The sequence below is a fragment of the Pseudoalteromonas sp. OOF1S-7 genome (assembly GCF_022347765.1).
In the GTDB taxonomy this organism is placed as follows: domain Bacteria; phylum Pseudomonadota; class Gammaproteobacteria; order Enterobacterales; family Alteromonadaceae; genus Pseudoalteromonas.
Genome location: NZ_JAKRFZ010000004.1, coordinates 273,237 through 295,567 on the forward strand (window position 1 = coordinate 273,237; position 22,331 = coordinate 295,567).

The following is a 22,331-nucleotide window of genomic DNA, read 5'->3' on the forward strand; positions in this document are numbered from 1 at the left end:
ATGTTCAATATTCTTAGTGCTCAGATGTAAACACCGCTCAAAGGCATAGTTCGTCGATTTATCGCTTTTGGGCTAATCGCTCAAGTTGCACACGATGGTCATCAAAATTTAGTCCACACCGGGCAATGTAGTCCTGGATCTGTGATAAATCGTACTTGTTCGCCTCCTCATTACCTGCAATCAATTGAGACTGCTCCGGATAAATGCCGTAACCGGCAAGTAAACAGTGCCAGCTTACGGATGGATAATATTTGTCGATATCCTGACGATGTAATTCATCCGATAAGTTTTTGCCCGACACCCAGGTTTGTAATACGTCATACAAAGAACGCGAGAGCTGATTGTTGTTCGCGTTATCGCGCCAGTATTGCGTATCGGCTCTGCTGTTTACACGGTAATGCGCCACAATATAATCTCGGATCGCCTGATAACGAGCATCGAGTGACTGGTTGTGTCTGGTTTTGAACTTATCGGTGAACTCACCTTCCTGATAGCATTCAATAAAGCTTTGAACGGTTTCCTGAACAATATGAAGCGCCGTTGCTTCCAGCGGCTCAATAAACCCTTGTGACAGTCCAATAGCAAGACAATTCTTATGCCAGTGCTTTTTAACCTGCCCCACCTTCATGGTTAAATGACGCGCTTCAACCTCACTGTCCAGCAACCCCAGCGCGGCGCGTAATTCGGTCTCAGCTTTATCCGGATCGCAATAACGTCGGCTGTAAACATAGCCGTTCCCAATGCGGTTGGTCAGCGGGATATGCCAGCTCCAGCCAAATTTTCGGGCAATTGATTGAGTCTCAGACGAAACCACCTCGCCCTGCTCGGTTGGCAACACCACTGCGGCGTCGTTAAACAAATTATTGGCAAAGGAATCAAAGCCGACTTCTAAGTGCTGCTGCATCAATAGGCTGCGAAAGCCGGAGCAATCAATAAAGACATCTCCGGTGACTTCCATGCCTGCTTCACAGATCAGGGCCGCAATATCACCATCGGGGTGTTTACGCACATCACTGACATTGGCCTGAATATGCTCTACACCTAAATCGCGGGCTGTTTTAGCTAAGAAGAGCCCAAGTTTACCGGCATCGAAATGATAGCCATAGTTAATTTCAAACGGAAAATGATGCGCAGCGATTGGCGCTTTAGCCTGCTCTGCCAGATAAGTAGTAAGGAAAAATGGGTCCGGGTGGCCTGCTACATCAATCGCTTTTCTTCGTACAAAGCTGTTGTGAAAGAAGGCAGGTGCGGAATAATCGTCGGGCTGTGAGGGAAAAGGATGAAAGTAGCTACTAAAGCCGGGGCGCGTTGACCAGTCAATAAAGCGAATGCCGTTTTTATAGGTTGCGTTACACGCTGGCATCCACTGCGCTTCACTGATCCCCATAAAGTCCATAAAGCCCTTAAACTGGGGGGTGGAGCCCTCGCCTACGCCAATGATGCCGATATCCGGCGATTCGACCAGGGCAATCTCAATCGGCTCGCCCTGCCAGCTTTTTGCCATCAGGTTGGCCGCCATCCATCCGGCGGTACCACCACCTAAAATAACGATTCTCTTTTTATTCATCATTTTCACCTCATAAAACAAAGCCACCAGAAAACTGGTGGCTTTATATCACAGTAGCTCTCAGGATTTAGAAGCTATAGTTAAACCCTAAGAAATACTGACGACCGAACTCTTTGTACTCGCCCGTGCTCAGTGCTGTACCGTAGTGCGTGGTATTAGGCTCGTTAGTCAGGTTATTGATTTGCAGAACAGCTTGCAGGCCATTCTCGAAATCATAGGTACCCTGCCAGTCAACCACAATGTACTCATCTGCCATCGCAAATGCAGCACCACCTGGTGTAGCGCCTTCATAGACGTATTCATCACGATAGCGTACATTCAGATGTGTTGTGAAGGCATCAATAGTCCAGAAAATCGTGGCACTCCAGACATTTTTAGATAAGCCAGGCAGCGCCAGGGCCAAGTTTTCGAAATTAGCCCCGCCATCAACACTCGCTTCACTTTCTGTATAAGAGTAATTGGTATTAAAGCCTAAGCCCGAGAAAATACCTGGCAAGTTATCAAACATAGTGGTGTACGCCAGCTCGACGCCACGGATGTAACCACCGTTGTCGTTGTTTCGGGTTGTCTGGTATTGACCTGCTACAAACCCTTCAGGTACCTCAAGACCGATAGAAGCCCAGTCAATATCACCTTCGTTATAGGTAACGCTTTCAATCAGCGAGTCAATATCTTTCCAAAAGATTGCAGCCACAAACGCACCGCCATCTTCAAAATAACGCTCGTAGGAAAGGTCAAACTGTGTTGCACGGAACGGATCCAGATTCGGATTACCTTTTGACCATACATTATAGCGAGGACTGGTACCGTCATTCGCCGTATCAGCCCATGAACCTGCTCCACCTCGCAGTTGGTAGACCGGAGGACGACCGATCACTTTTGCTGCTGCAAAGCGCACCTGATCCGTGTCGCTCACCCTAAAATTAAGGTTCAAAGATGGCAGTGTATCTGTGTACTCCGGACCATATTCTACATGTCGATAGTCATTACGTTCTACGCCGTTATCATCAACGATCTTGTCGCCGACTTCATCCCCCTGGATTTGCTGAATACCGACAGACTTGGTATCAGTTCTGACAACTCGGACACCAAAATTACCTGTAACCGGAATATCGCCTAGTTCAGTATCAATATTAGCCATTACGTAGCCTGCTAATACTTCTTCTTTTACCGCACCACTTTCAATCAACGTCCAGTTATGCTCCCAGGTTTGCTGAGCATTGTAATTGCCCGGTCCAAATACCTCATTTGCGATACCTACCAGGTCCAGCTCCAGGTAATCAAAACCACGCGTGTGCTCAACGGTTACAAACCCATCTAAAGAATGAGGTACACAGGCATGGTTTTGATGATTAAACTCACACCCTTTGTTTGTCACAATTGTACCATCTGGCATTTTATAGCCGTTCTGACCTTCTCGGGCTCCCCAACGGAAAGTAGAGCGTTGATCGGTAAACTCACGATCAGACCAGCGTGCGCCCACTTCGATAGACGAGATAAAGCCAACTTCTACATGATATTTAAAGTCTACTTTAAAACTATCTAACGTATCTGTGTACTTATGCGGGAACTGCTCCCAGTCACCCAAACGCATGTTAGACAGATCTGTATAGCTGTTACCAAGTGTCAGCAGTGGCGACTTTTTCTCTTGCTGGGCAAAAGAAAAACTTTGGTTGCGCATTTCCTGCCACGTTTCAACCAAGGTACCGTCGACTGTTGCATTACCGAATTCGTAGGCATGCATGGATGCAATCATATCACGGCGCGTTTTCTCACCTTCACTGTGTGCAAAGTCTAACCTAAGTTCCCACTTGTCGGTCACATACTCCAGATCTAGTCCAAAACTATCTGTGGTAGAGTCGGTAGACTGATCTTCAGAACGCATCTCAACCCAAGGGCCTTTGGAGTCTGTGATGACCACATCACCGGCGACTAAGAAGCCATCTTTTACTACTGCGTTGTTAAGTGTATATAGCGAGCCTAGGTCCTTATCGAATCCCTCGATGTTCAAACCACTTTTACGATCTTCAGATTCAAACTCAGAACGGAAATAATCAAACTGAACTTTTAAGGCGTCTGTAGGCTGGTAAACCAACGTACTCATAAGACCCAGACGCTCGTCAGCTCCTTTCGCAGAACGGACCTGATAGCCATTAACGGAGCGCTCTTCTGTTCCGTCGCCATCAAAGTCTTGTGAACGTTTTGGAGCATGTGCGGAAATATCAATCGCATTATTAGGCTGGTTTAGAAACGCCGCACCAATACCAAAACCTAAAGTCTCATCGAGGAATTTACCCTGATAAGAGAAACTGATCCGCTCACCACTTGAATCGGCGCCGACATCTGATGCCGCATCATTGTATGAATAACGAACTGATGAGTTGAAGTTGTGCTGCTCTTTTGCCTCAAGCGGGTTTGCAGTTTTCAGTTCAACCGTTGCTGCAACGCCACCTTCTACCAAAGAGGCTTTTGGCGACTTGTATACCGCAGCCTGATTGATAAGCTCCGATGGATACTGATCAAATGAAATCCAGCGACTACCTGCGGTGTAACCACTGGTGCTGGCCTGTTCACGGCCATTGAGTGTGGTCTGAATAAAGTCACCATTCATACCACGGATATTCAGCTGAGATGACTGACCACTTGCGCGTACCGCTGTAACGCCTGGCAAACGGCTCAGGGAGTCTGCAATGGAAACATCGGGCAGAGATGCCAGGTCACCGGCATCAACGACTTCTGCTACAGTGTCGCTGTAACGCTTTTTATCGATTGACGCGATGATACTGCGAGAGATACCACGTACCTCAATCACTTCAACGTCTTCTTGCTTTACTGCTTTCTCTTCTTCTGCAACGACCGAAAAGTGGCTAACGCCAGCGGCCATAAGCGCAACTGTTAGCATGCTTGGTTTGAACATAGACATAGTGTTTTATCCCAATTAACCATTTTTATGACGCCTAGTTGTTTGTTAATTCGTCACACGGTGTACCGTGGAGCGCTACAACGATTTATAAAGGCGGTAATTTTGTTGTCAGCGGCAATAGTAGCGCTGCGTTCAACGTGCAAACAACTTTATGCATACGTATTCAACGCAAGTCCCCTTTCATTTTGTTCACAGAACATTCACCCATCATGGAGCTAACCCACTGTTACTTTTATAAATGTTATCGCAACAATCCAAGCGCAGTCATCGAGTATGCAATTTCACTTGAATTTACTAAGTGTTAACGAAAATCAAATATCTGCCAGTGTAAGTGCCGAAAAAATTCTTCCATTTTTTAAGTAACCGACTCACTTGGAAATTGGTATTACCAATTAATCTAACGGTAACATAGATAGAGAAAGGCCAAGTGAGACAGAAACACATATTGGTAAACAGCCCCGACAAGTTTGCAGTGACCTATGTATATTAATTCTATCGCAACTAATTATGCTGCATACGTATGCAGGCTTTTTACTCATATCAGCGCATGCCGTATGCTTTTCGCCATTGTTAATTATGAGTGTTGGCGTATCCAGCTTACTTAAAAATCTGACCTCTCCCCGTCTGAGTTGACTACAGTTATTGAGCCACTAAAAACAGTGTAGCGAAATGACTTCAGAGGCAGATTTTGATATACGACAACCCGGCTGCACGGCGCAGGAGAATGTGCATGGCTAAAAAAGAATGGTGGAAAGGCGCGGTAATCTATCAGGTTTACCCTCGCAGCTTTTGTGACACCAATAATGATGGAATTGGCGATATTCAGGGGATCATTAGCAAGCTCGACTATATCAAGTCGCTTGGCGTGGATGCCATCTGGATTTCACCCTTTTTTAAGTCACCAATGAAGGACTTTGGCTATGATATCAGCGACTATCGCGATATCGACCCTATGTTTGGTAACCTGGATGACTTTGACGAGCTGATTGATAAAGCGCATCAACGCGATATTAAGATCATTATTGATCAGGTACTTAGTCATACGTCGGATGAGCATCCCTGGTTCAGCGAAAGCCGTATCAGCCAGGATAACCCTAAGGCCGACTGGTATGTCTGGGCAGACGCAAAACCTGACGGCAGCCCGCCGAATAACTGGCTGTCTATTTTTGGTGGAGTTGCCTGGCAATGGGACTCGCGCCGTTGTCAGTACTATTTGCACAACTTCCTGACCGAGCAACCGGACTTGAACTTCCATAACCCTGACGTACGTCAGGCTGTGCTGGATAATGTGGAGTTCTGGCTGAAAAAAGGCGTCGACGGATTCCGTCTTGATGCCATTAACTTCTGTTTTCATGATCAGCAGTTACGAGATAACCCGGCTAAACCGAAGGAATTACGCCAGGGCCGCGGCTTTAGCGAAGACAACCCTTATGCGTTTCAGTACCATTATTACAACAACACCCAGCCAGAGAACCTTGACTTCATGGCCGAGGTCCGTGCTCTACTCGATCGTTACCCGGGTACTGTGAGTCTGGGCGAGATTTCATCAGAAGATTCTCTTCAGACCATGGCAGAATACACTTCTGGCGGCGACAAACTGCACATGGGCTACAGCTTTGAGTTACTGACTAAAGACTACAGTGCAAGTTATATCCGTGAAACCGTATCGCGTCTTGAAGCGGTCATGACCGAAGGCTGGCCGTGCTGGGCATTCAGTAATCACGACGTTGAGCGCGTTGCGAGTCGCTGGTCTAAAGATGGTAAAACGGTCGATGATCGTCAGGCAAGTATGCTCACCGCTTTACTCGGCTCTTTACGTGGCAGTGTATGCATGTATCAGGGCGAAGAGTTGGGCCTGGGCGAAGCGGATGTTGCATTTGAAGACTTACAAGACCCCTACGGCATCACTTTCTGGCCTAATTTTAAAGGTCGTGACGGCTGTCGGACGCCGATGCCATGGGCTACTCAGCTGGGACATGCCGGTTTCACAGAAAGCGAGCCCTGGCTGCCGGTTTCGCCAGCGCATCAGCTTCGCGCGGTCTCTGAGCAAGCCGACGCGGCGGACTCAGTACTAAATCGCTATCAGGCGTTTATGGCCTGGCGTAATACGATGCCTGAACTTCAGGTCGGTGATATTGAGTTTATTGATACCCCGGAACCGGTGCTGGCATTTTATCGCCGTCACCAGGGTAAGACTTTACTGTGCGCTTTTAACCTCAGCGAACAGCCTGCACAATTGGCGTTAGCACTTGCAGAGCATGCTCAGCACCTGGAAATTGTTCACCATAATGGTCACTATGAAGACGGCCAACTATCCCTGCCCGGATTTGGCTGCTACTTTGCTTCATTGTAATCCCTTGAACAAAAGCCCCGACATCGGGGCTTTTTACCGTCCACACATGAAGTCATTTAGCAAATTTGCTTCAGATCGTGAATGGGCATCGCCTTGTAATAATACCAGCCCTGATGAATTGTGACCCCCTGCCGGGATAAATATTCGGCCTGATGCGCGGTCTCCACCCCTTCTGCAATCAGTTTTTTATCGAGCTTATTGGCCATTTCTATCACGGCGTTGAGTACGGGAGATTGCAGGTTGTCCATGCCTATAGATGCAACAAAGGTTTGGTCAATTTTCAGCAGATCAATGGGGAAACTCTGTAAATAGTGCAGCCCGCTGTAGCCCGTCCCGAAATCGTCTATCGCTATCTCAACGCCCTGCTCAACCAGTGACTGCAATACCGAGTGTATTTGTGCCTGAGATAGCACGTCGCGTTCGGTCAGCTCTATCGTCAGCTGCGGGATAAGCTCATTAGCTTGATGTAGCTTCTGAAGATAATCCGGACAGGTCAATAGGTAGCCATTTACGTTGAACGACACTTTAAAGTTTGCCCTGCTTTGCACAATTGTGCGCAGTTCATTAAGCGCCTTCTCAATCTGATAGACAGACAAGTCCAGGATACTCCCATCCCGCTCTGCTTCAGGAATAAAATAGGCAGGACTAAGCTCTCCCTCCACCGGATGTTGCCAACGGATCAACACCTCTACCCCTACAACCTCGCGGGTGGTAGCATCGACTAAGGGTTGATAGACGTTAAACAGCTCCTGCCTGCTTATCGCGCCCAGCAAGAGCGCCCGACTACTCAGTACCCGACGGTCATAGTGGTTTAACAACATAGTTAGCCCCACCAATGAAGCGCAATAGAGCAGCAACAAAGTTAGCAGCCATACCGGCTTAATGACAGATAACTGTTTCGCATCGCTGGCAACCATAATGGTCAGTTGAGGCAAAGCAGCCAGTGGGTGAGCAAAAATATACTTTTGCGTCCCATCATCAAAGCGCCCTTCAAACTCAGTCTCATCATGCATCGGAAACAGCCTCTCGCCCAGCGGCAAAGTGTACTTACCACGCAGGAAAATAGGCACTCCGGATTCGCCGTCAAGCAATGCGATAAACGCCAGGTTTTTGTGCCGCGTAATATCCAGTGTATCGCTCAGCCAGCTGGTTGGCAGTAACGCATTAACCTCATAACCATCGCTGCGCGTACGCGCCAGGACAAACGCAGGCACTTGCAGAAAGTCAGTAATAATAGGGCCATGATACCTGAGCCCGGGTTGCTTAATGGGTTCGGTAGTTTGCACAGCAGGTTCCAGACGACCGAAAGAGTTACACAGCAAACGGCCATACTTATCAACAATGCCAATCTCACTCAATGCCGGATTAACAAACACCTGCTCTCGCATCAAAGAGATTGTATGGGCATCACATGCCTGATTAAGCCGCTCAGCCTGCTGGAGAAAGAGATCGATGTTACGCAGCTGACTGTCCAGCTCTAGCCTAATCAATTGAGAAGCGGCTTGCACAGATTGCTTAGCGGCATCTTTTTGCTGAACATAAACAAAAATCGCCAGTAAACCAAACAGTAAGGAACTAATTAGCCAGGCTACAGTGATATTTTTTATACGATCAGTTAAGGAGTGATTACCCTGATTCAACTTCGCACTCTAAACTCAAATACAAAGGCCAGATGGTAAAACAGCTAAATGAAGTTTTTATTACAAGAAACCCCGGCTCACGCCAGGGTCTCTTAGTTATCAGACAGGTTGCCTACATGCTACCCAGGAAATAGACTTCCTGTAGTATCAGCATAGTCCTCCTGTGTGATCACAGGTTTTTACTGGTTCCTACTTCTACACGTGTTTTTAACTTTTGACCAGGTCTGAAAGTTACAACGCGACGTGCTGAGATGGGAATGTCTTCACCAGTTTTAGGATTACGACCTGGGCGTTCTTTCTTATCGCGCAGATCGAAGTTACCAAAACCGGACAGCTTTACCTGCTCTCCACTTTCCAGCGCTGAGCGGATTTCTTCAAAAAACGCTTCAACTAAGTCTTTGGCATCCTTTTTATTTATCCCCAATTTCTCAAATAGGTGTTCAGCTATGTCGGCTTTAGTAAGCGCCATATCTAGTCCCTCAACGATGCATTAAATTGTTTGGCCAATTCGGCCACCACGATTTCTACAGTGTCGTTGATGTCTTTCTCCTCGAGCGTTCTATCAACGGCTTGCAGTGTTAGAGCAATGGCTAAACTCTTATAACCAGGCTCAATACCTTTGCCCTTATACACATCGAATAAGTTTAGGTCAACTAATTGATTTCCGCCAACTTTCTCAATGCTTTCTAAAATATCGCCTATTTTTACATCATCTGCAACTAAAATAGCAATATCACGGCGATTTGACGGGAATTTCGAGACACTGACGGCTTCTGGAAGCTGTCGCTGCGCAATTGCCGCTGTTTCAACTTCAAAAACATACGCTGTTTCATTCAGATCCAATGACTTTTGCAGCTGCGGATGGACCGCACCAATAAAGCCGACTCGCTCACCATTGGCATAAATTGCCGCTGACTGGCCTGGGTGTAGCCCATCACAGACCTGTGCTTTAAAACTGAAACGCGCTTTATCGTTACACAAAGCCAGTAATGCTTCAACGTCCCCTTTGACATCAAAGAAGTCTGTTTTACGGCTCGCAATACCCCAGTGTTCATTGTGCGTATTACCATAGACGACGCCGCCAATGACCGGACTCTGACGAACACCATTTTCAGCAGTTTCGTCTTTAATAAACTTCAGGCCATGTTCAAACAAACGGATCCGCGACTGCTGACGGTTCTGGTTATATGCCACCGCATTCAGCAGTCCGGGCATCAGGCTGACGCGCATCGCCGACATTTCTACTGAGATTGGATGAGGCAATACCAGTGCATCGCTGTCCGGGTGTAACAACTGTTGTTTCTTCGGATCGACAAAGCTGTAGGTAATGGCTTCCTGATAACCACGTGCAACCAGTTCGTTACGCAGGCGAGACACAGGGAGATGTGCTTCCTGATGATCAGTCATTTTTAAAGCGGCCGTTGGGGCAACGTTTGGAATATTGTTGTAACCAAACACGCGTGCAACTTCTTCAATCAGATCTTCTTCAATGCTGATATCGAAGCGGTAGCTTGGCACTGTGGCTGTCCAGCTGTCGTTGGCGAATGTCACATCCAGACCCAAACGCGTCAAAATGTCTGTTACTTTATTGTCTTCAATATGGTAACCGATAACACGATCAAGACGTGCACGACGAAGCGTCACTGATTTGGCTTCTGGCAGGTCCGTCTCTGACACAGCTTCTACCACAGGGCCTGCCTGTCCGCCTGCAATTTCAAGTAGCAACGCCGTTGCGCGCTCCATTGCATCATGCTGCAGCTGGTAATCTACCCCACGCTCGTAGCGGTGTGACGCATCAGTATGTAAGCCATAGCTACGTGCCTGGCCGGCGATCGCCAGCGGGTTGAAGAATGCACTTTCAAGCAAGATGTCCGTAGTACCTTCTTTGACCCCTGAGTTTTCACCGCCGAAGATCCCCGCAATTGCCAACGCTCTGTTGTGATCGGCAATGACCAGCGTAGTTGGTTTCAGCTTGGCTGTATTGCCATCCAGCAATACCAGTTCTTCGTTTTCTGCTGCGCTGCGTACTTTAATGCCCCCCTCAATAGCATTCAAATCGAAGGCATGCATTGGGTGGCCCAGCTCCAGCAACACATAGTTGGTAATATCAACAACCGGATCGATTGAGCGAATGCCCGAACGACGCAGCTTTTCAACCATCCAAAGTGGCGTGGTTGCATCCAGGTTGATGCCCTTAACCACACGGCCAAGATAACGAGGACAGGCCTGACTGTTAACCAGTTCAATCTCAATCTTGTCATCAATGCTAGGTTCAACAGCCGGGATAGCCAGCTCATTGACATCAATACCATTTAATACGCCGACTTCGCGCGCAAGGCCTTTAATGCCAAGACAATCACTGCGGTTTGCAGTTAAGTCTACGTCGATAGTGACATCGTCAAGGTTGAAGTATTCGCGGATGTTTTGACCAATTTGTGCATCAGCTGGTAGCTCTAAAATACCATCTGAGCTTTCTGCCATGCCCAGCTCTTCAAACGCACACAGCATGCCGTGTGAAGGCTGACCGCGTAATTTTGCTTTTTTGATCTTAAAGCCGCCTGGCAAAACTGCACCGACTTTGGCCACAGCGACTTTCAGGCCCGCACGGCAGTTTGCTGCACCACAGACGATGTCCAGCAGCTCGTCTTCGCCAACGTTTACTTTGGTTACACGTAACTTGTCAGCATCCGGGTGCTGGCCACACTCAACCACTTCCCCAATAACCACGCCATCAAAATCACCCGCAACCGGATCGACACCGTCGACTTCCAGACCGGCCATTGATAACTGTTCAGATAGAGCCTCGGTATCAATCGCAGGATTAACCCATTCTCTTAACCACTTTTCACTAAATTTCATTGTTGTATCGCTCTTATCTGAATTGGTTTAGGAATTTTAAATCGTTTTCGAAGAAAGCACGCAAGTCGTTAACGCCATAGCGCAGCATGGTCAGACGCTCTACACCCATACCAAAGGCAAAACCGGTGTATTTCTCGGGGTCAATACCGACTGAACGCAGTACATTCGGGTGTACCATTCCGCAGCCTAATACTTCTAACCACTTACCATTTTTGCCTTTCACGTCTACCTCTGCTGAAGGCTCAGTGAACGGGAAGTAAGACGGACGGAAACGGATCTCCATGTCTTCTTCGAAAAAGTTACGCAAAAAGTCGTGCAAAATGCCTTTCAATTCAGTGAAGCTCACGTCGGTGTCTACCATCAGGCCTTCAACCTGATGGAACATTGGCGTATGTGTCTGGTCGTAATCGTTACGATATACCCGACCTGGAGAAATAATACGCAGTGGCGGTTGTTCAGCCTCCATAGTACGGATCTGCACACCACTTGTCTGGGTTCTCAGTACCAGCTTAGGGTTAAAGTAGAAGGTGTCATGATCGGCGCGCGCAGGATGGTGCTCTGGAATATTCAGCGCATCAAAGTTATGGAAGTCATCTTCTACTTCCGGGCCTGATTTGACCGCAAAGCCCAGCTCACCAAAAAACGCTTCAATACGCTCAATGGTGCGTGTTACCGGGTGCAAGCCCCCCTGCGACATAGTGCGCCCTGGTAAGGTCACATCGATGGTTTCTGCAGCCAGCTTTTGAGCCAGCGCAGCCTGCTCAAGCGCTTCACGTTTGTCATTGATCGCGGTCTGAACCTGATTTTTTGCCTGGTTAATCACCTGGCCCGCTTCTTTACGTTCTTCTGGTGCCAGTTTACCCAGGGTTTTTAGTAGTCCAGTGATCTCACCTTTTTTACCAAGGTAGTTAACTCTGACTTCCTCAAGTTGCGCAACTTCGCTCGCGTTTGCAACGGCGTCCAGCGCTTGCGCTAAAATATTCTCTAAGTTCATTCTATACCTGATCTTGTTGAGGTAATTTGCCTTTCATTGAATCGATTATAATAACTGAAACAACGGGGCAGATTCTAGCCCAAATTAGGGGCTTTTCTTGGACTATTTACTGGTTGTCAGTTGATTTTGGGCTGGTTTGAGGTTTCTGGTGGAATTTGTGACATAGACGCTCAAAAATTCCACACCCGCAGGTTACAAATTCAATGTGGTTTTAATAAAGGGAATGGTCAGTTTTCGCTGCGCCGCCATGGATGCGTGATCCAGTTTATCAAGCACATCTAATAATGCACGCATATCCCGACTCAGTCGGGTCAATAAAAACCGGGCACATTCATCACTGAGTTCCAGGCCTCGCATTTTAGCTCTTTTAACCAGCGCTTCGGCCTTATCGTCGTCACTCATTGAACGGATCTGAAACGTAGTACCCCAGGTAAAACGTGACTCCAGATCTGGCAGACTCAGATTGAGCATATTAGGCAACAGATCGGCCGTTACAACCAGGCATTTTCCGGGCTCATTAAACCGGTTAAAAAAGTTAAACAGGGCTTTTTCCCAGGACTCATTACCCGCCACTAAATGCACATCATCAATGCATACCACATCCAGCGCTTCCAGCCCGTCGAGCACAGCCGGTCCAAAGTTAATCACTTCTCTGAGCGACAATAATATGGTCGACAGGCCCTGCTCCTGAGCATGAATACAGGTGGCGTAAAGCAGGTGAGACTTGCCCGAGTCTCCCAGGCCACACAAATAAGTAAACTGAAAGTCCTGATGGATCGCCTCCAACGCATTTTTCAGGTGTGTTACCTCCAGCGACCCTTCGCCGCCAAAGTAAGCACTAAACGTTTCATCGTCAGGCAGTGTTACAGGCAACGCCATCTGCATCGGCTGCATCATACTATTGCCCTACCCAGCTGTATCTGAGGTTATTGGCACTGGCCACCTGATAGAACGCACGCGGGTCGACAAACACACTGAATGCACGTTCTAGTTTCAGCGACTTTTGTAAATCAACCACGGACGAGCCGTGCTCTACCTCAAACTTGACCAGATCGCCCTGACGATAAATCACATCAACATCCTGGACCGTGCTAATACTGAGTAACTGTCGTCTGGCCAGCTCGATTTTGCTGAACGAAGTCAGTTTATCAACGGTTAATACCGTGCTGTTGGTGGCATATGAACGATTGGGATCAATCACATATTCAGCAGCCAGCGCCGTGGACATATCATTAATCATGGCAATAAGCAGTTGCTGTTTGTCGCCGACTTGTTGCGTTGATTCAAATTGTTCGGTGTCTGTGTAACGCCAATCCAGTTGCCAGCTGCTGCTGTTGGGTTGTTTAAAGAGCCGCCCGGTGATCACCCGCTCAGCGTTATAACGCATAGATGCGGCTTCGACTGGCTCAGAAAAATTCCCCCAGACTTCAGCAATGCCCACCTGGGTTCGATCGGTCAGATCCATCAGGGGTACAACGACAGGGATCCCCCACTCAGCTGCTGTATCATAAATGAGCCGCTCCAGCTGGGGGTAGCTTTCCTGCGTCACAAACTCACGCCGCAGGTTGTCTTCAATCACCAGCCAAATTGCAATCATAGGACGACGGTTGCCCCACAAAGGTAAATTACTGTCTCTGACCAACTGCTCCACTTTGTCAGCCTCAAACCTGACACGTATTTTGATATCGCCATCGGCAGACTCAATATACTCATATTTGAGCATATAATCGGAAATTCGCCTTTTGCTTTGACGGATCAACGGGTGATTTAAATGCTCCGTGCGGCCTGTCAACTTTTGGATCACGCGGTCCAACGCCTGCTGACTGGCGACAACACGCTTTGCGCGCGTTTTGTTGTCCACTTGCAGGGTAGCTTCGTATAGATCGGTTACCTCAACCGCGCTTGCGGCCATACACCAGCCGAACAAACCCAGCAAAAAGAATCTCAGTACCATAACAACCAAAAAGTTAAGGAGAAAACCTGATCCTAATGCAATCGTCGCTGCAAAGCAAAAGCCAGCGCAGATTGATTGTGAGTTCCCATTATAGGATTGCGGGTTTTGTGGTCAAACCGCTTGACCATCGTAAAAGTATGCCTGGTTTTTACCCAGTTCTTTAGATGAATAAAGTGCGCTATCAGCACACTTTAACAAAGTCTCTGCATTGAATTCTCCCTGGTTGTTGGCAACTCCTATACTGCAGCCACATTGTACTTCCTGCCCGCCTTCCAACCGGACTGGTGAGCAAAGACACGTGATAAGCCGCGAACATATCTGCAACAGAGCCGGTTTTTCGATTGGGTCGGACAACACCACAACAAATTCATCCCCGCCAAGGCGGCAAAGCACATCATAACTGCGTAATTCATTTTGGATCCTGCAAGCAACTTCCTGCAACACAATATCGCCGTTGTGATGCCCGTAGTTATCGTTTATGGGCTTAAAGTCATCTAAATCGAGATACAGAATATGCACAGTAACCGAGCCACGCTTTGAACGCTCCGCAAGGTTATTCAGCTCTCGAAATAAGAATTTTCGATTGGTCAGGCCCGTCAGGGTATCATGTAAGGCTTCATGCTCCAGGCGCTGCTGCAGCGCCTCGCGCATGCTAATTTCTTTTTGCAGTTCAGCCAGACTGGATTCGAGCTCTTTGGTTCGCTCCGCTACTTTGCTTTCCAACTCACCCTGGTAGTTTTGCAGTACTTTGTTGGCTTCGACCAGCGCCTGTTGGTTATTAAATGCATCCAGGGCAGACGAGATCACATGGCTAATGGTGTAAAGCACATCCACTATCACCCCTGAATATTCATCCTCTCGTCGATAAGATTGAATGATAAACGCGCCCATAAAGTTACTGCGATTCACCAAGGGGAAACATAGCCATTGCTTGGGTACGGTACCGATAATATTTAACCGGCCTTGCGCCACCAGCTGATGTAATTGCTCGCTGTTATAGTTACACACGCTCTGTGACTGTAAAGCATAGGCAGTCAGTGATTGGGCGATTTCTTCAAGCGACAAGGCTTCCAAATCTTCAGGGTTAATGTCATCTTTTACATCGTGAAAATAAGGAAATGTCAGGCTGCCATCCTCACGAAACAGCACAACGTAAAAGTTATCCGCGTAAGTTACCTTTTGCAAAATACAATGTATGTCCAGCAAAAACCGCTGGATAGAGTCACTGGTATTTAGGCAGGCAACGATGTCCGTCATGCTGTCAATTACTTCTGTGCTGTCGAGGGCTTCCATCTTCTCTAATACAACCTCATTCATCCTGTTCTCACTTGTTCCACCTGAAGTATGGCACCTGTTAAGTTTAGTCCAGGTTTTGGCAGATTGCGTCAGAAAAGCGCATAGCAGTTTTTAAGTGATTTGTTGGGTAACTTCGAACTGGCTCATCATGCAGCCAATGAATTTATTCATAAGCAAGTGCTTGACATAAAATTGCAACCCTTTATGTTTACACTATTTAAACATAAAGATAACACCAAACGACATGCATAGAGTCACTTTTGTACTGCTTCATGCCCTAGTCATTGTACTTATCGCGTGTAGCCTGCTCACGGGCTTACGATTTTCTTTGCTAACACAGGACTGGCTGACGGTCATCAGCACATTGTTACCTCAGGGTGATCTGTACCCTTGGCATGTTGCCAGCGGCAGTACCCTCAGCGTTTTGGCAATGGCATATCTGTTGCTTTCACTATGGCAGCCTTTTCGCAGTAGCCCTACTCTTTACCACCTCTGGGTAAACCGTCTGGGGTATGTGATCATTATGAGCCTGTTATGCTCCGGCTGGTTTCTCTGGGCAGGCCAGTTTGTGACTTTTATGCAGCCTGTGCACTTTTACTGTCTCTGGCTATTACTCCTTTACCTGCTTATACACGGCTGGATTTACTTTATTCAATACGGTAAGCATATTCTGAGCGCGGTACTACCAACACGCATCGAAAAACAGAGCGCATTCATAGTAACAAGCGTCTGTGTCGCAGGTTTATTGATTTGCATCGCCACCCAATATTCAGCATCACCGCTGCGGGTTGCACACCTGGGCCCTGACGAATTTATAGAGATAGACGGCCGGGACGATGAATCGCACTGGAAGAGAGCGCAGGTTTACACCATTGAAACGCATGGTGGCGCTAATTTTGACGATGGCCGCAGCATCATCCGTGTACAGGCTCTGGCCAACCAGTATGAAAGCTACTTCCTGATCCGCTGGACAGACTCCAGTAAGAGCACCAATCACCTGCCGTTACTTAAAACTGAAGCTGGCTGGAAAGTGCAACAAGATGGCTTTTATCACTTTGACGAACGCACCTTTTACGAAGACAAACTGGCAGTGATGTTGTCACGCTCATGCGCCAGCGGATCAGATAACACCGCCTACCTGGGCAATCGTCCGCTGCAAGGGAAGCCACCCAACTGGCACGGCAAAGGATTTCACGCAAGCCTGGACGGCGAGATCCGGGACGTGTGGCACTGGAAAGCGGTACGAACCAATGACATGTATCTGGCCGATGATAACTTTTTCGGACCGCCCGCCGTGGTGCAGCAAGGACAGCGCCGCTATAGTGCAGGGTATCAGCCAGATGGCAAAGAAAGCGGTGCATATGTGATGAACTGGCAATGGTATACACCAAATACCGTGATCCCAAAACGATTGCCGGATCCCGAAAATGCGCATCTGAGTGTTTTGCCTTGGTTTGGCAGCGCCCCCTATCAAAGCACACTCGACCAGTATGCTCCTGGTAGCATAGTGTCTTCTATCCTTTATCGCTCTAACCGATTCGAAGGTGATCGTGCTGATGTCAGAGCACGCGGCCGCTGGGATGAGGGAATTTGGACACTGGAGTTGGTGCGAAAACACGATACCGGCTCTGCCCATGATGTACCACTTAAAAATGGCACCTGTATGTGGTTTTCCGCCTTTGATCATGCTCAGGTCGCACATACCCGCCATATTCGCCCTGCCATCTTGAGGTACTCGCTATGATCACACGGTTGCTGATGTCGTTAGTCGTCCTGTTAATTGTTATCCCCTTGCTATGGATCCAACCCCTGAGCCCGGTTGCCCAGCCACACCCCAGATTTGTGAAGCTGGATAAAACGGGCAGTCCTATGTCACCCTGGCAAGGCCCCTGGTCTTGCGTGCTGGATACCCAGAAACATTTGGTCTGGGAGGTTAAAACCGACAGTGAAAACATACATGATGGCTACTGGACCTACTCCTGGTATCTGGCTTCAGACCAGCACCGCCCGCCAAGAGGCGACGCAAATCTGGGAGATTGTTACTTTGAATCTTCCCGGTGTGATACCCAGGATCTGATCAACAAAACCAGACAAACAGCCCTGTGCGGTCTGACACACTGGCGTCTGCCAACCAGTGATGAATTAAGTAGTTTGTTGCAAAGCCCCGCTCGCCCGGGACATGTACATATTGCTCAGGATTATTTCCCCCATATGAAGCATGGAGACTACTGGAGCGCGGATCACTCTCAACCCCTTACAGGCCATTATCAGCGCTTTCAACAAGGTGCAACGGCAGTCAACTTTCATACTGGAGAACAATATCCATTGCCCTATCGCAACGCTGCGTTCGTACTGCTGGTAGCCGACTTGCCACCAGAGTTTCAATCATCACGCCTTAAAAGCGTGGTCCATTAACCAACTACAGGAAACTTCTCTATGAGAGTGCTTTTTGCAGGCCTCACAACGGTTACTTTATTTACCACAGCAGCCCACAGTGCCAGTGATTATCATCGCCTGATCTGGGATACCAACCCGAGCAATCAGGTTACACTGGGATACACACCAACCGGTGGTAACAATCATTACGTTAAATATGGTACCACCACCGATGAGCAAAACTGGACGACTCAGCAACCTACTGCCAAATATGTTTTTGATGGCAGCTTAGAAAGTGAGTTTGTGACTCTGACAGGGCTCAGTGCCGACACAGCAATTTATTACCGAGTATGTGACAGCACTGGATGTGGCCAGCGTATGTGGTTTAAAACCGCGCCAACAACCAGTACCGGGTTTGTTGCCATTGCCGGTGGAGATACCCGCACAGGCTGGACAACGCGCCGCGAAGGCAACGCGCTGGTTGCCAAGATCCGCCCGCTGTTTATTATGCACGGTGGTGACTACACCAACGCCAATTCGGCTCAGGAAATGCGTGAATACCTGAAAGACTGGCAGCTGACATTGTCAGATGATGTCATTGACGGGCAAAACTACAAACGCATTTACCCGTTTGTTGCCACATTTGGTAATCATGAAGGTGATAATTTTAAAACACTTTGTCAGGTGTTTGGCGTCGACTATGACCAAGATGGTGCCTGTACCAACAAAGACAGTTATGGAGCCTTTAACATTGCCAACCTGCTGCGCGTTTATACCCTCAACAGCCAGTATAAAGACAGCGGCTGGTCCAGCTATGCCACCGCCATGAACAACTGGCTTAAACAAGACTTGCAAAGCAATGGTGCCGGTGCCAACTGGCGTATTGCTCAGTATCACAAACCCATGTACCCGCATTACTCGGGGAAGTCGGACAACACCATACTGCATACCTGGTGGGCAGACTTGTTCTATCAGCATGGAATGAACCTGGTCGTTGAATCCGACACCCATATAAATAAACTGACCGAAGCGTTGCAGCCCTCAGGTTCCGGATTTACCAAAACCACTACCGGCGGTACGGTGTATGTGGGTGAAGGCAGCTGGGGTGCCCCCGCTCGCTCGGCCAACGACCCTAAAAACTGGACCATAGATTTGGCCAGTATTCAGCAATTTAAAGTACTGAGTGTGACCCCGGACAGTATCAAAGTACAAACCGCCCAGTTTACAGCCGGTGCGGATACACTGACGCGCGAACAGCGTGCTGCCGACGCACTTGCTCTGCCCGCCAATATCAGTTGGTGGTATGCCAGTGAACTGGGTGAAACCATGACCCTCAAGCGGGCCGCCAATTCGCTGTCAATCATCGACAGAGACAGTGGCCCGGTTGACCCGGGCAATGCGCTGCAAAATGGCCAACCTGTCGGCAATCTTGCAGGCGCTGCGGACAGCGAAAAGGTGTTTACTATGGTGGTGCCACAAGGCGCCAGCAACCTGCGTTTCACTATGAGCGGTGGCAGTGGCGATGCCGATCTGTATGTGCGTTTTGCGCAAAAGCCAACCACCTCGGCTTATGATTGCCGACCATATAAAGATGGTAACAACGAGAGCTGTACCATCACGAACGTACAGGCGGGAACCTACTATATTGTTATCCGTGGTTACACTGCGTTTTCTGGCGTGTCATTGGTTGGCCAGTATGACTTGGGCACACCGCCGGGCGATGACAACAAGCAAACCTGGACAGACCTCTCAGCGACAGCTGGCAACTGGATCCACAAAACCTTTGAGGTACCAGCCAGTGCCACTAAACTCACTGTTAGCACCTCTGGTGGCAATGGCGATGCCGATCTGTATGTCCGTTATGGCGCGCAGCCAACCTCTTCACGTTATGATTGCCGCCCCTATGAAGATGGCAATACAGAAACCTGTACACAGACTCAGCCCCAAACGGGCACCTGGCACATCTCAGTCAAAGCCTATAAAGACTTCAGCGGCGTGACATTAACCGCAGAGTATTGATGCCCTGACGCAACAAGGAGGGCAATCACATCGCGCTCCTTGATTTTTCTCTGTTTGCCCTTATCTTTGACACCTGACATTACAGGGGCAATTTTATGAAATATCTGCATACTATGGTTCGGGTTGAAAACCTGGACGCATCATTAGACTTTTACTGTAACCTGCTGGGATTAGTAGAGGTAAAACGCAAGGACAGCGAAGCTGGCCGCTTTACACTGGTCTACCTGGCGGCACCCACCCAACTGGAAGAGGCTAAATCCAGCTTTTCACCTACCATTGAGCTGACTTATAACTGGGACACAGAGCAATATACAGGCGGGCGCAATTTTGGTCACCTGGCATTTGCCGTTGAAAACATCTACGCGCTGTGTGAGAAACTCCAGGCTGCAGGAGTTACCATTAACCGCCCACCAAGGTGTGGGCACATGGCCTTTATCAAGTCTCCCGACGGTATCTCGATTGAACTGTTACAACAAGGAGCACCGTTACCTCCTCAGGACCCCTGGCTGAACATGGAAAACACCGGAAGCTGGTAGCTTAAATCGTCGAAAGGCAGCGATGAAGTGGCGCCCAGACGTATCTGGCATTCATCAGCACATCACGTGTTCTGGCGCTGAGCTCCGGGTTTTGCAACTTTAAAGCCTGCCTTTCGTTAAAATTACCTAGCCTGATGGCATCACGCGTGATTGGATGAGCCTCAAACAAGCGCTCAAACGAGCCATCATCAATGGCTTTTTGTAAGCCATAAGTCAGGCGTGCTTTTAATCGCGTATTGTGTTTGTTAACAAAAAAATACATGGCCGTGGGATAACAAAACGCAAACCTGGGCTCCACGACGACCCCTTTAAGGCTGGGCAACTCTGCCCAGGGCTCATGTAGTGCACGAGGAAATAACTCAAACCGCTTTTCTTCGAGCATTCTGGGCAATAACGACGCAACGCTGGCGACCACAATAAAACCATTTTTCTCGTAGATTTTTGTATCCGGCCAGTCAATGCCACTACCAATAAAAAGGTCCATTAATTGGGCCGGTGAGTTAAGCTTATCCAGCTTTGGCAAAATATCTTTATGAACCAAAAAAAGCCGTGCCCCCATCATCCCTTATGAGTAGTGGTACGTATACGGCCGCCAACTGAGTTTCTCGTTGCTGCGACGTCATAGTCCAGTGCACATCCAACAACTCACCTTGTTCAAGGATCTCAAGTGTGCGGCCCTGAGGTGTATGATCAAACGAGTTCTCGCTTAACTGATAAGGACCATATTTATCCCGGCTTTTGTTCAAAGCGAGGCGCAGTACCGCAATATAATAATCCTGTTTAGGATCAGCGTAAGCTTTTGACACATTGTAGCGCACCAGGTCGGCCCCAAAGCTGTGTGAGCTCGTGAAGATTGAGGCCACCAATATCGCCCCAAAGAACCATAAATTACGTTGCCACATGCCACCACTCCTTTTTGCCGACCTTCAACTTAAATATAGGTAACTTTATTCTTATATGCACACAGTCCAGTTTTATCAGGGCAATACTGGCTCCACCTGATAACTGGTCATTAATTGCGCCAGCTTTATGCGCAAAGCGCTGTCATTGAGTAATTCTGATAAGCGCTCAAACTGCGGCTGAAGTTGTCTGGGCGACAAAATGGCTCGGTAATAAGACTCATGGGGTTGTTTTGACAGGTAAAAGTGGTTTTGCCAGCGGTTTTTCTTAATAAAGTAATTCAGTGTGGAGCGGCTGACAATGGCAAAGTCGACTCGCTCGCGCAACGCCAGCTCCAGTAAGCCCTCCTCGCTGTTTGCATTAACTCGCTCAAGCGCCCCGCTGTTGACTGGTTCAACGGTACGAAAATAATGATAACCAAAAATGCCACCGAATTTTTTGTCGTGCATTGAAGAGGCACCATCATACTCAAATGGGCTGCCCGCACAGGACACAAACTCGTCGGTGTCATACATCAGCGGCTCACTCCACAAGTAACGCGTTTTGTCGGGATCTTTAAACCAGACAGGATGCACACCCAGTACAACGCCATCTAACGTCTGCTCAGTCAGATCTCTTTCAATTCGTCGCCGGGGCAGATAAACAAGCTTATATCGGGTTTGGGACTGAGTGGCATTCAGTAAAGACACCAGGTCGAAGTACAAGCCGCGCTGCTCAACCTGGTTGGTAATATAAGGCGGTTTGTTGTGGTAAACATATATGTTCAGTCGCTCTGCTGCATACGCGGGGTTCAGCATGCTGAACAAAAGCCAGGTGAAGCCGACAATCAACAGGTTTTTTTTCACAAATCACTGCCATAAAAAGGCTGGAGAAGACCCTTTAAATTTAGAGCGTGTCTCTCCAACCTTCAAGCA

17 protein-coding genes are annotated in these 22,331 nt (G+C 48.3%); 5 read left to right on the plus strand and 12 right to left on the minus strand.

The features are described from left to right. Window positions 1-58: 58 nt before the first annotated feature. Window positions 59-1,567 (minus strand): tryptophan halogenase family protein, encoded by a 1,509-nt coding sequence (locus MHN33_RS08545; protein WP_239397567.1) that lies wholly within the window; start codon window positions 1,565-1,567, stop codon window positions 59-61. 67 nt (window positions 1,568-1,634) lie between these two features. Then, entirely contained in the window at window positions 1,635-4,490 is a 2,856-nt protein-coding gene (locus MHN33_RS08550; protein ID WP_239397568.1) for a TonB-dependent receptor, read from the minus strand. Window positions 4,491-5,220: 730 nt separating this feature from the next. On the opposite strand from MHN33_RS08550, the gene MHN33_RS08555 reads away from it, so the two are divergent. Next, window positions 5,221-6,843 (plus strand): alpha-glucosidase family protein, encoded by a 1,623-nt coding sequence (locus tag MHN33_RS08555; protein WP_239397569.1) that lies wholly within the window; start codon window positions 5,221-5,223, stop codon window positions 6,841-6,843. Between the two features lie 56 nt (window positions 6,844-6,899). On the opposite strand, the gene MHN33_RS08560 is transcribed toward MHN33_RS08555, so the two are convergent. The 7 genes from MHN33_RS08560 to MHN33_RS08590 form a co-directional block, all read right to left on the minus strand. Continuing rightward, window positions 6,900-8,483 carry an EAL domain-containing protein gene (locus tag MHN33_RS08560; RefSeq protein WP_239397570.1) on the minus strand — a complete coding sequence of 528 codons (1,584 nt, stop codon included), beginning with the start codon at window positions 8,481-8,483 and terminating at the stop codon, window positions 6,900-6,902. 169 nt (window positions 8,484-8,652) lie between these two features. Beyond that, a complete protein-coding gene (gene ihfA / locus MHN33_RS08565) occupies window positions 8,653-8,952 on the minus strand; it encodes an integration host factor subunit alpha (protein WP_010384797.1) in 300 nt (99 codons plus the stop codon). Window positions 8,953-8,954: 2 nt separating this feature from the next. Continuing rightward, on the minus strand, window positions 8,955-11,342 hold the full coding sequence (pheT, locus tag MHN33_RS08570; protein ID WP_239397571.1) for a phenylalanine--tRNA ligase subunit beta: 2,388 nt from the start codon (window positions 11,340-11,342) through the stop codon (window positions 8,955-8,957). Window positions 11,343-11,355: 13 nt separating this feature from the next. After that, entirely contained in the window at window positions 11,356-12,336 is a 981-nt protein-coding gene (gene pheS / locus MHN33_RS08575) for a phenylalanine--tRNA ligase subunit alpha (protein ID WP_239397572.1), read from the minus strand. A 192-nt stretch (window positions 12,337-12,528) separates the two neighbouring features. After that, on the minus strand, window positions 12,529-13,233 hold the full coding sequence (gene hda, locus MHN33_RS08580) for a DnaA inactivator Hda (RefSeq protein WP_046004551.1): 705 nt from the start codon (window positions 13,231-13,233) through the stop codon (window positions 12,529-12,531). Window position 13,234: 1 nt separating this feature from the next. Next, the gene (locus MHN33_RS08585) at window positions 13,235-14,290 is read right to left on the minus strand and encodes a DUF2066 domain-containing protein (RefSeq protein ID WP_239397573.1); all 1,056 of its coding nucleotides are present in this window, start codon (window positions 14,288-14,290) and stop codon (window positions 13,235-13,237) included. A gap of 111 nt (window positions 14,291-14,401) precedes the next feature. Further along, window positions 14,402-15,607, minus strand: a complete 1,206-nt coding sequence (locus MHN33_RS08590) for a GGDEF domain-containing protein (protein WP_239397574.1) — start codon at window positions 15,605-15,607, stop codon at window positions 14,402-14,404. 223 nt (window positions 15,608-15,830) lie between these two features. Here MHN33_RS08590 and MHN33_RS08595 point away from each other — a divergent pair, with 223 nt between their 5' ends. From MHN33_RS08595 to MHN33_RS08610, 4 genes are all read left to right on the plus strand, one after another. Beyond that, window positions 15,831-17,330, plus strand: a complete 1,500-nt coding sequence (locus MHN33_RS08595; RefSeq protein WP_239397575.1) for an ethylbenzene dehydrogenase-related protein — start codon at window positions 15,831-15,833, stop codon at window positions 17,328-17,330. Beyond that, window positions 17,327-18,001, plus strand: a complete 675-nt coding sequence (locus MHN33_RS08600) for a DUF1566 domain-containing protein (RefSeq protein WP_239397576.1) — start codon at window positions 17,327-17,329, stop codon at window positions 17,999-18,001. Before MHN33_RS08595 ends, MHN33_RS08600 begins: the two co-directional genes overlap by 4 nt. A gap of 21 nt (window positions 18,002-18,022) precedes the next feature. Continuing rightward, window positions 18,023-19,981, plus strand: a complete 1,959-nt coding sequence (locus MHN33_RS08605; protein WP_239397577.1) for a pre-peptidase C-terminal domain-containing protein — start codon at window positions 18,023-18,025, stop codon at window positions 19,979-19,981. Window positions 19,982-20,076: 95 nt separating this feature from the next. Beyond that, a complete protein-coding gene (locus tag MHN33_RS08610) occupies window positions 20,077-20,517 on the plus strand; it encodes a VOC family protein (RefSeq protein ID WP_239397578.1) in 441 nt (146 codons plus the stop codon). Window position 20,518: 1 nt separating this feature from the next. On the opposite strand, the gene MHN33_RS08615 is transcribed toward MHN33_RS08610, so the two are convergent. The 3 genes from MHN33_RS08615 to MHN33_RS08625 form a co-directional block, all read right to left on the minus strand. Further along, the gene (locus tag MHN33_RS08615) at window positions 20,519-21,001 is read right to left on the minus strand and encodes a hypothetical protein (RefSeq protein ID WP_239397579.1); all 483 of its coding nucleotides are present in this window, start codon (window positions 20,999-21,001) and stop codon (window positions 20,519-20,521) included. Between the two features lie 46 nt (window positions 21,002-21,047). After that, window positions 21,048-21,419 (minus strand): hypothetical protein, encoded by a 372-nt coding sequence (locus tag MHN33_RS08620; RefSeq protein ID WP_239397580.1) that lies wholly within the window; start codon window positions 21,417-21,419, stop codon window positions 21,048-21,050. Window positions 21,420-21,494: 75 nt separating this feature from the next. After that, window positions 21,495-22,262: an ABC transporter substrate-binding protein gene (locus MHN33_RS08625; RefSeq protein ID WP_239397581.1), complete on the minus strand. Its 768-nt coding sequence runs from the start codon at window positions 22,260-22,262 to the stop codon at window positions 21,495-21,497. Between the last annotated feature and the right edge of the window lie 69 nt (window positions 22,263-22,331).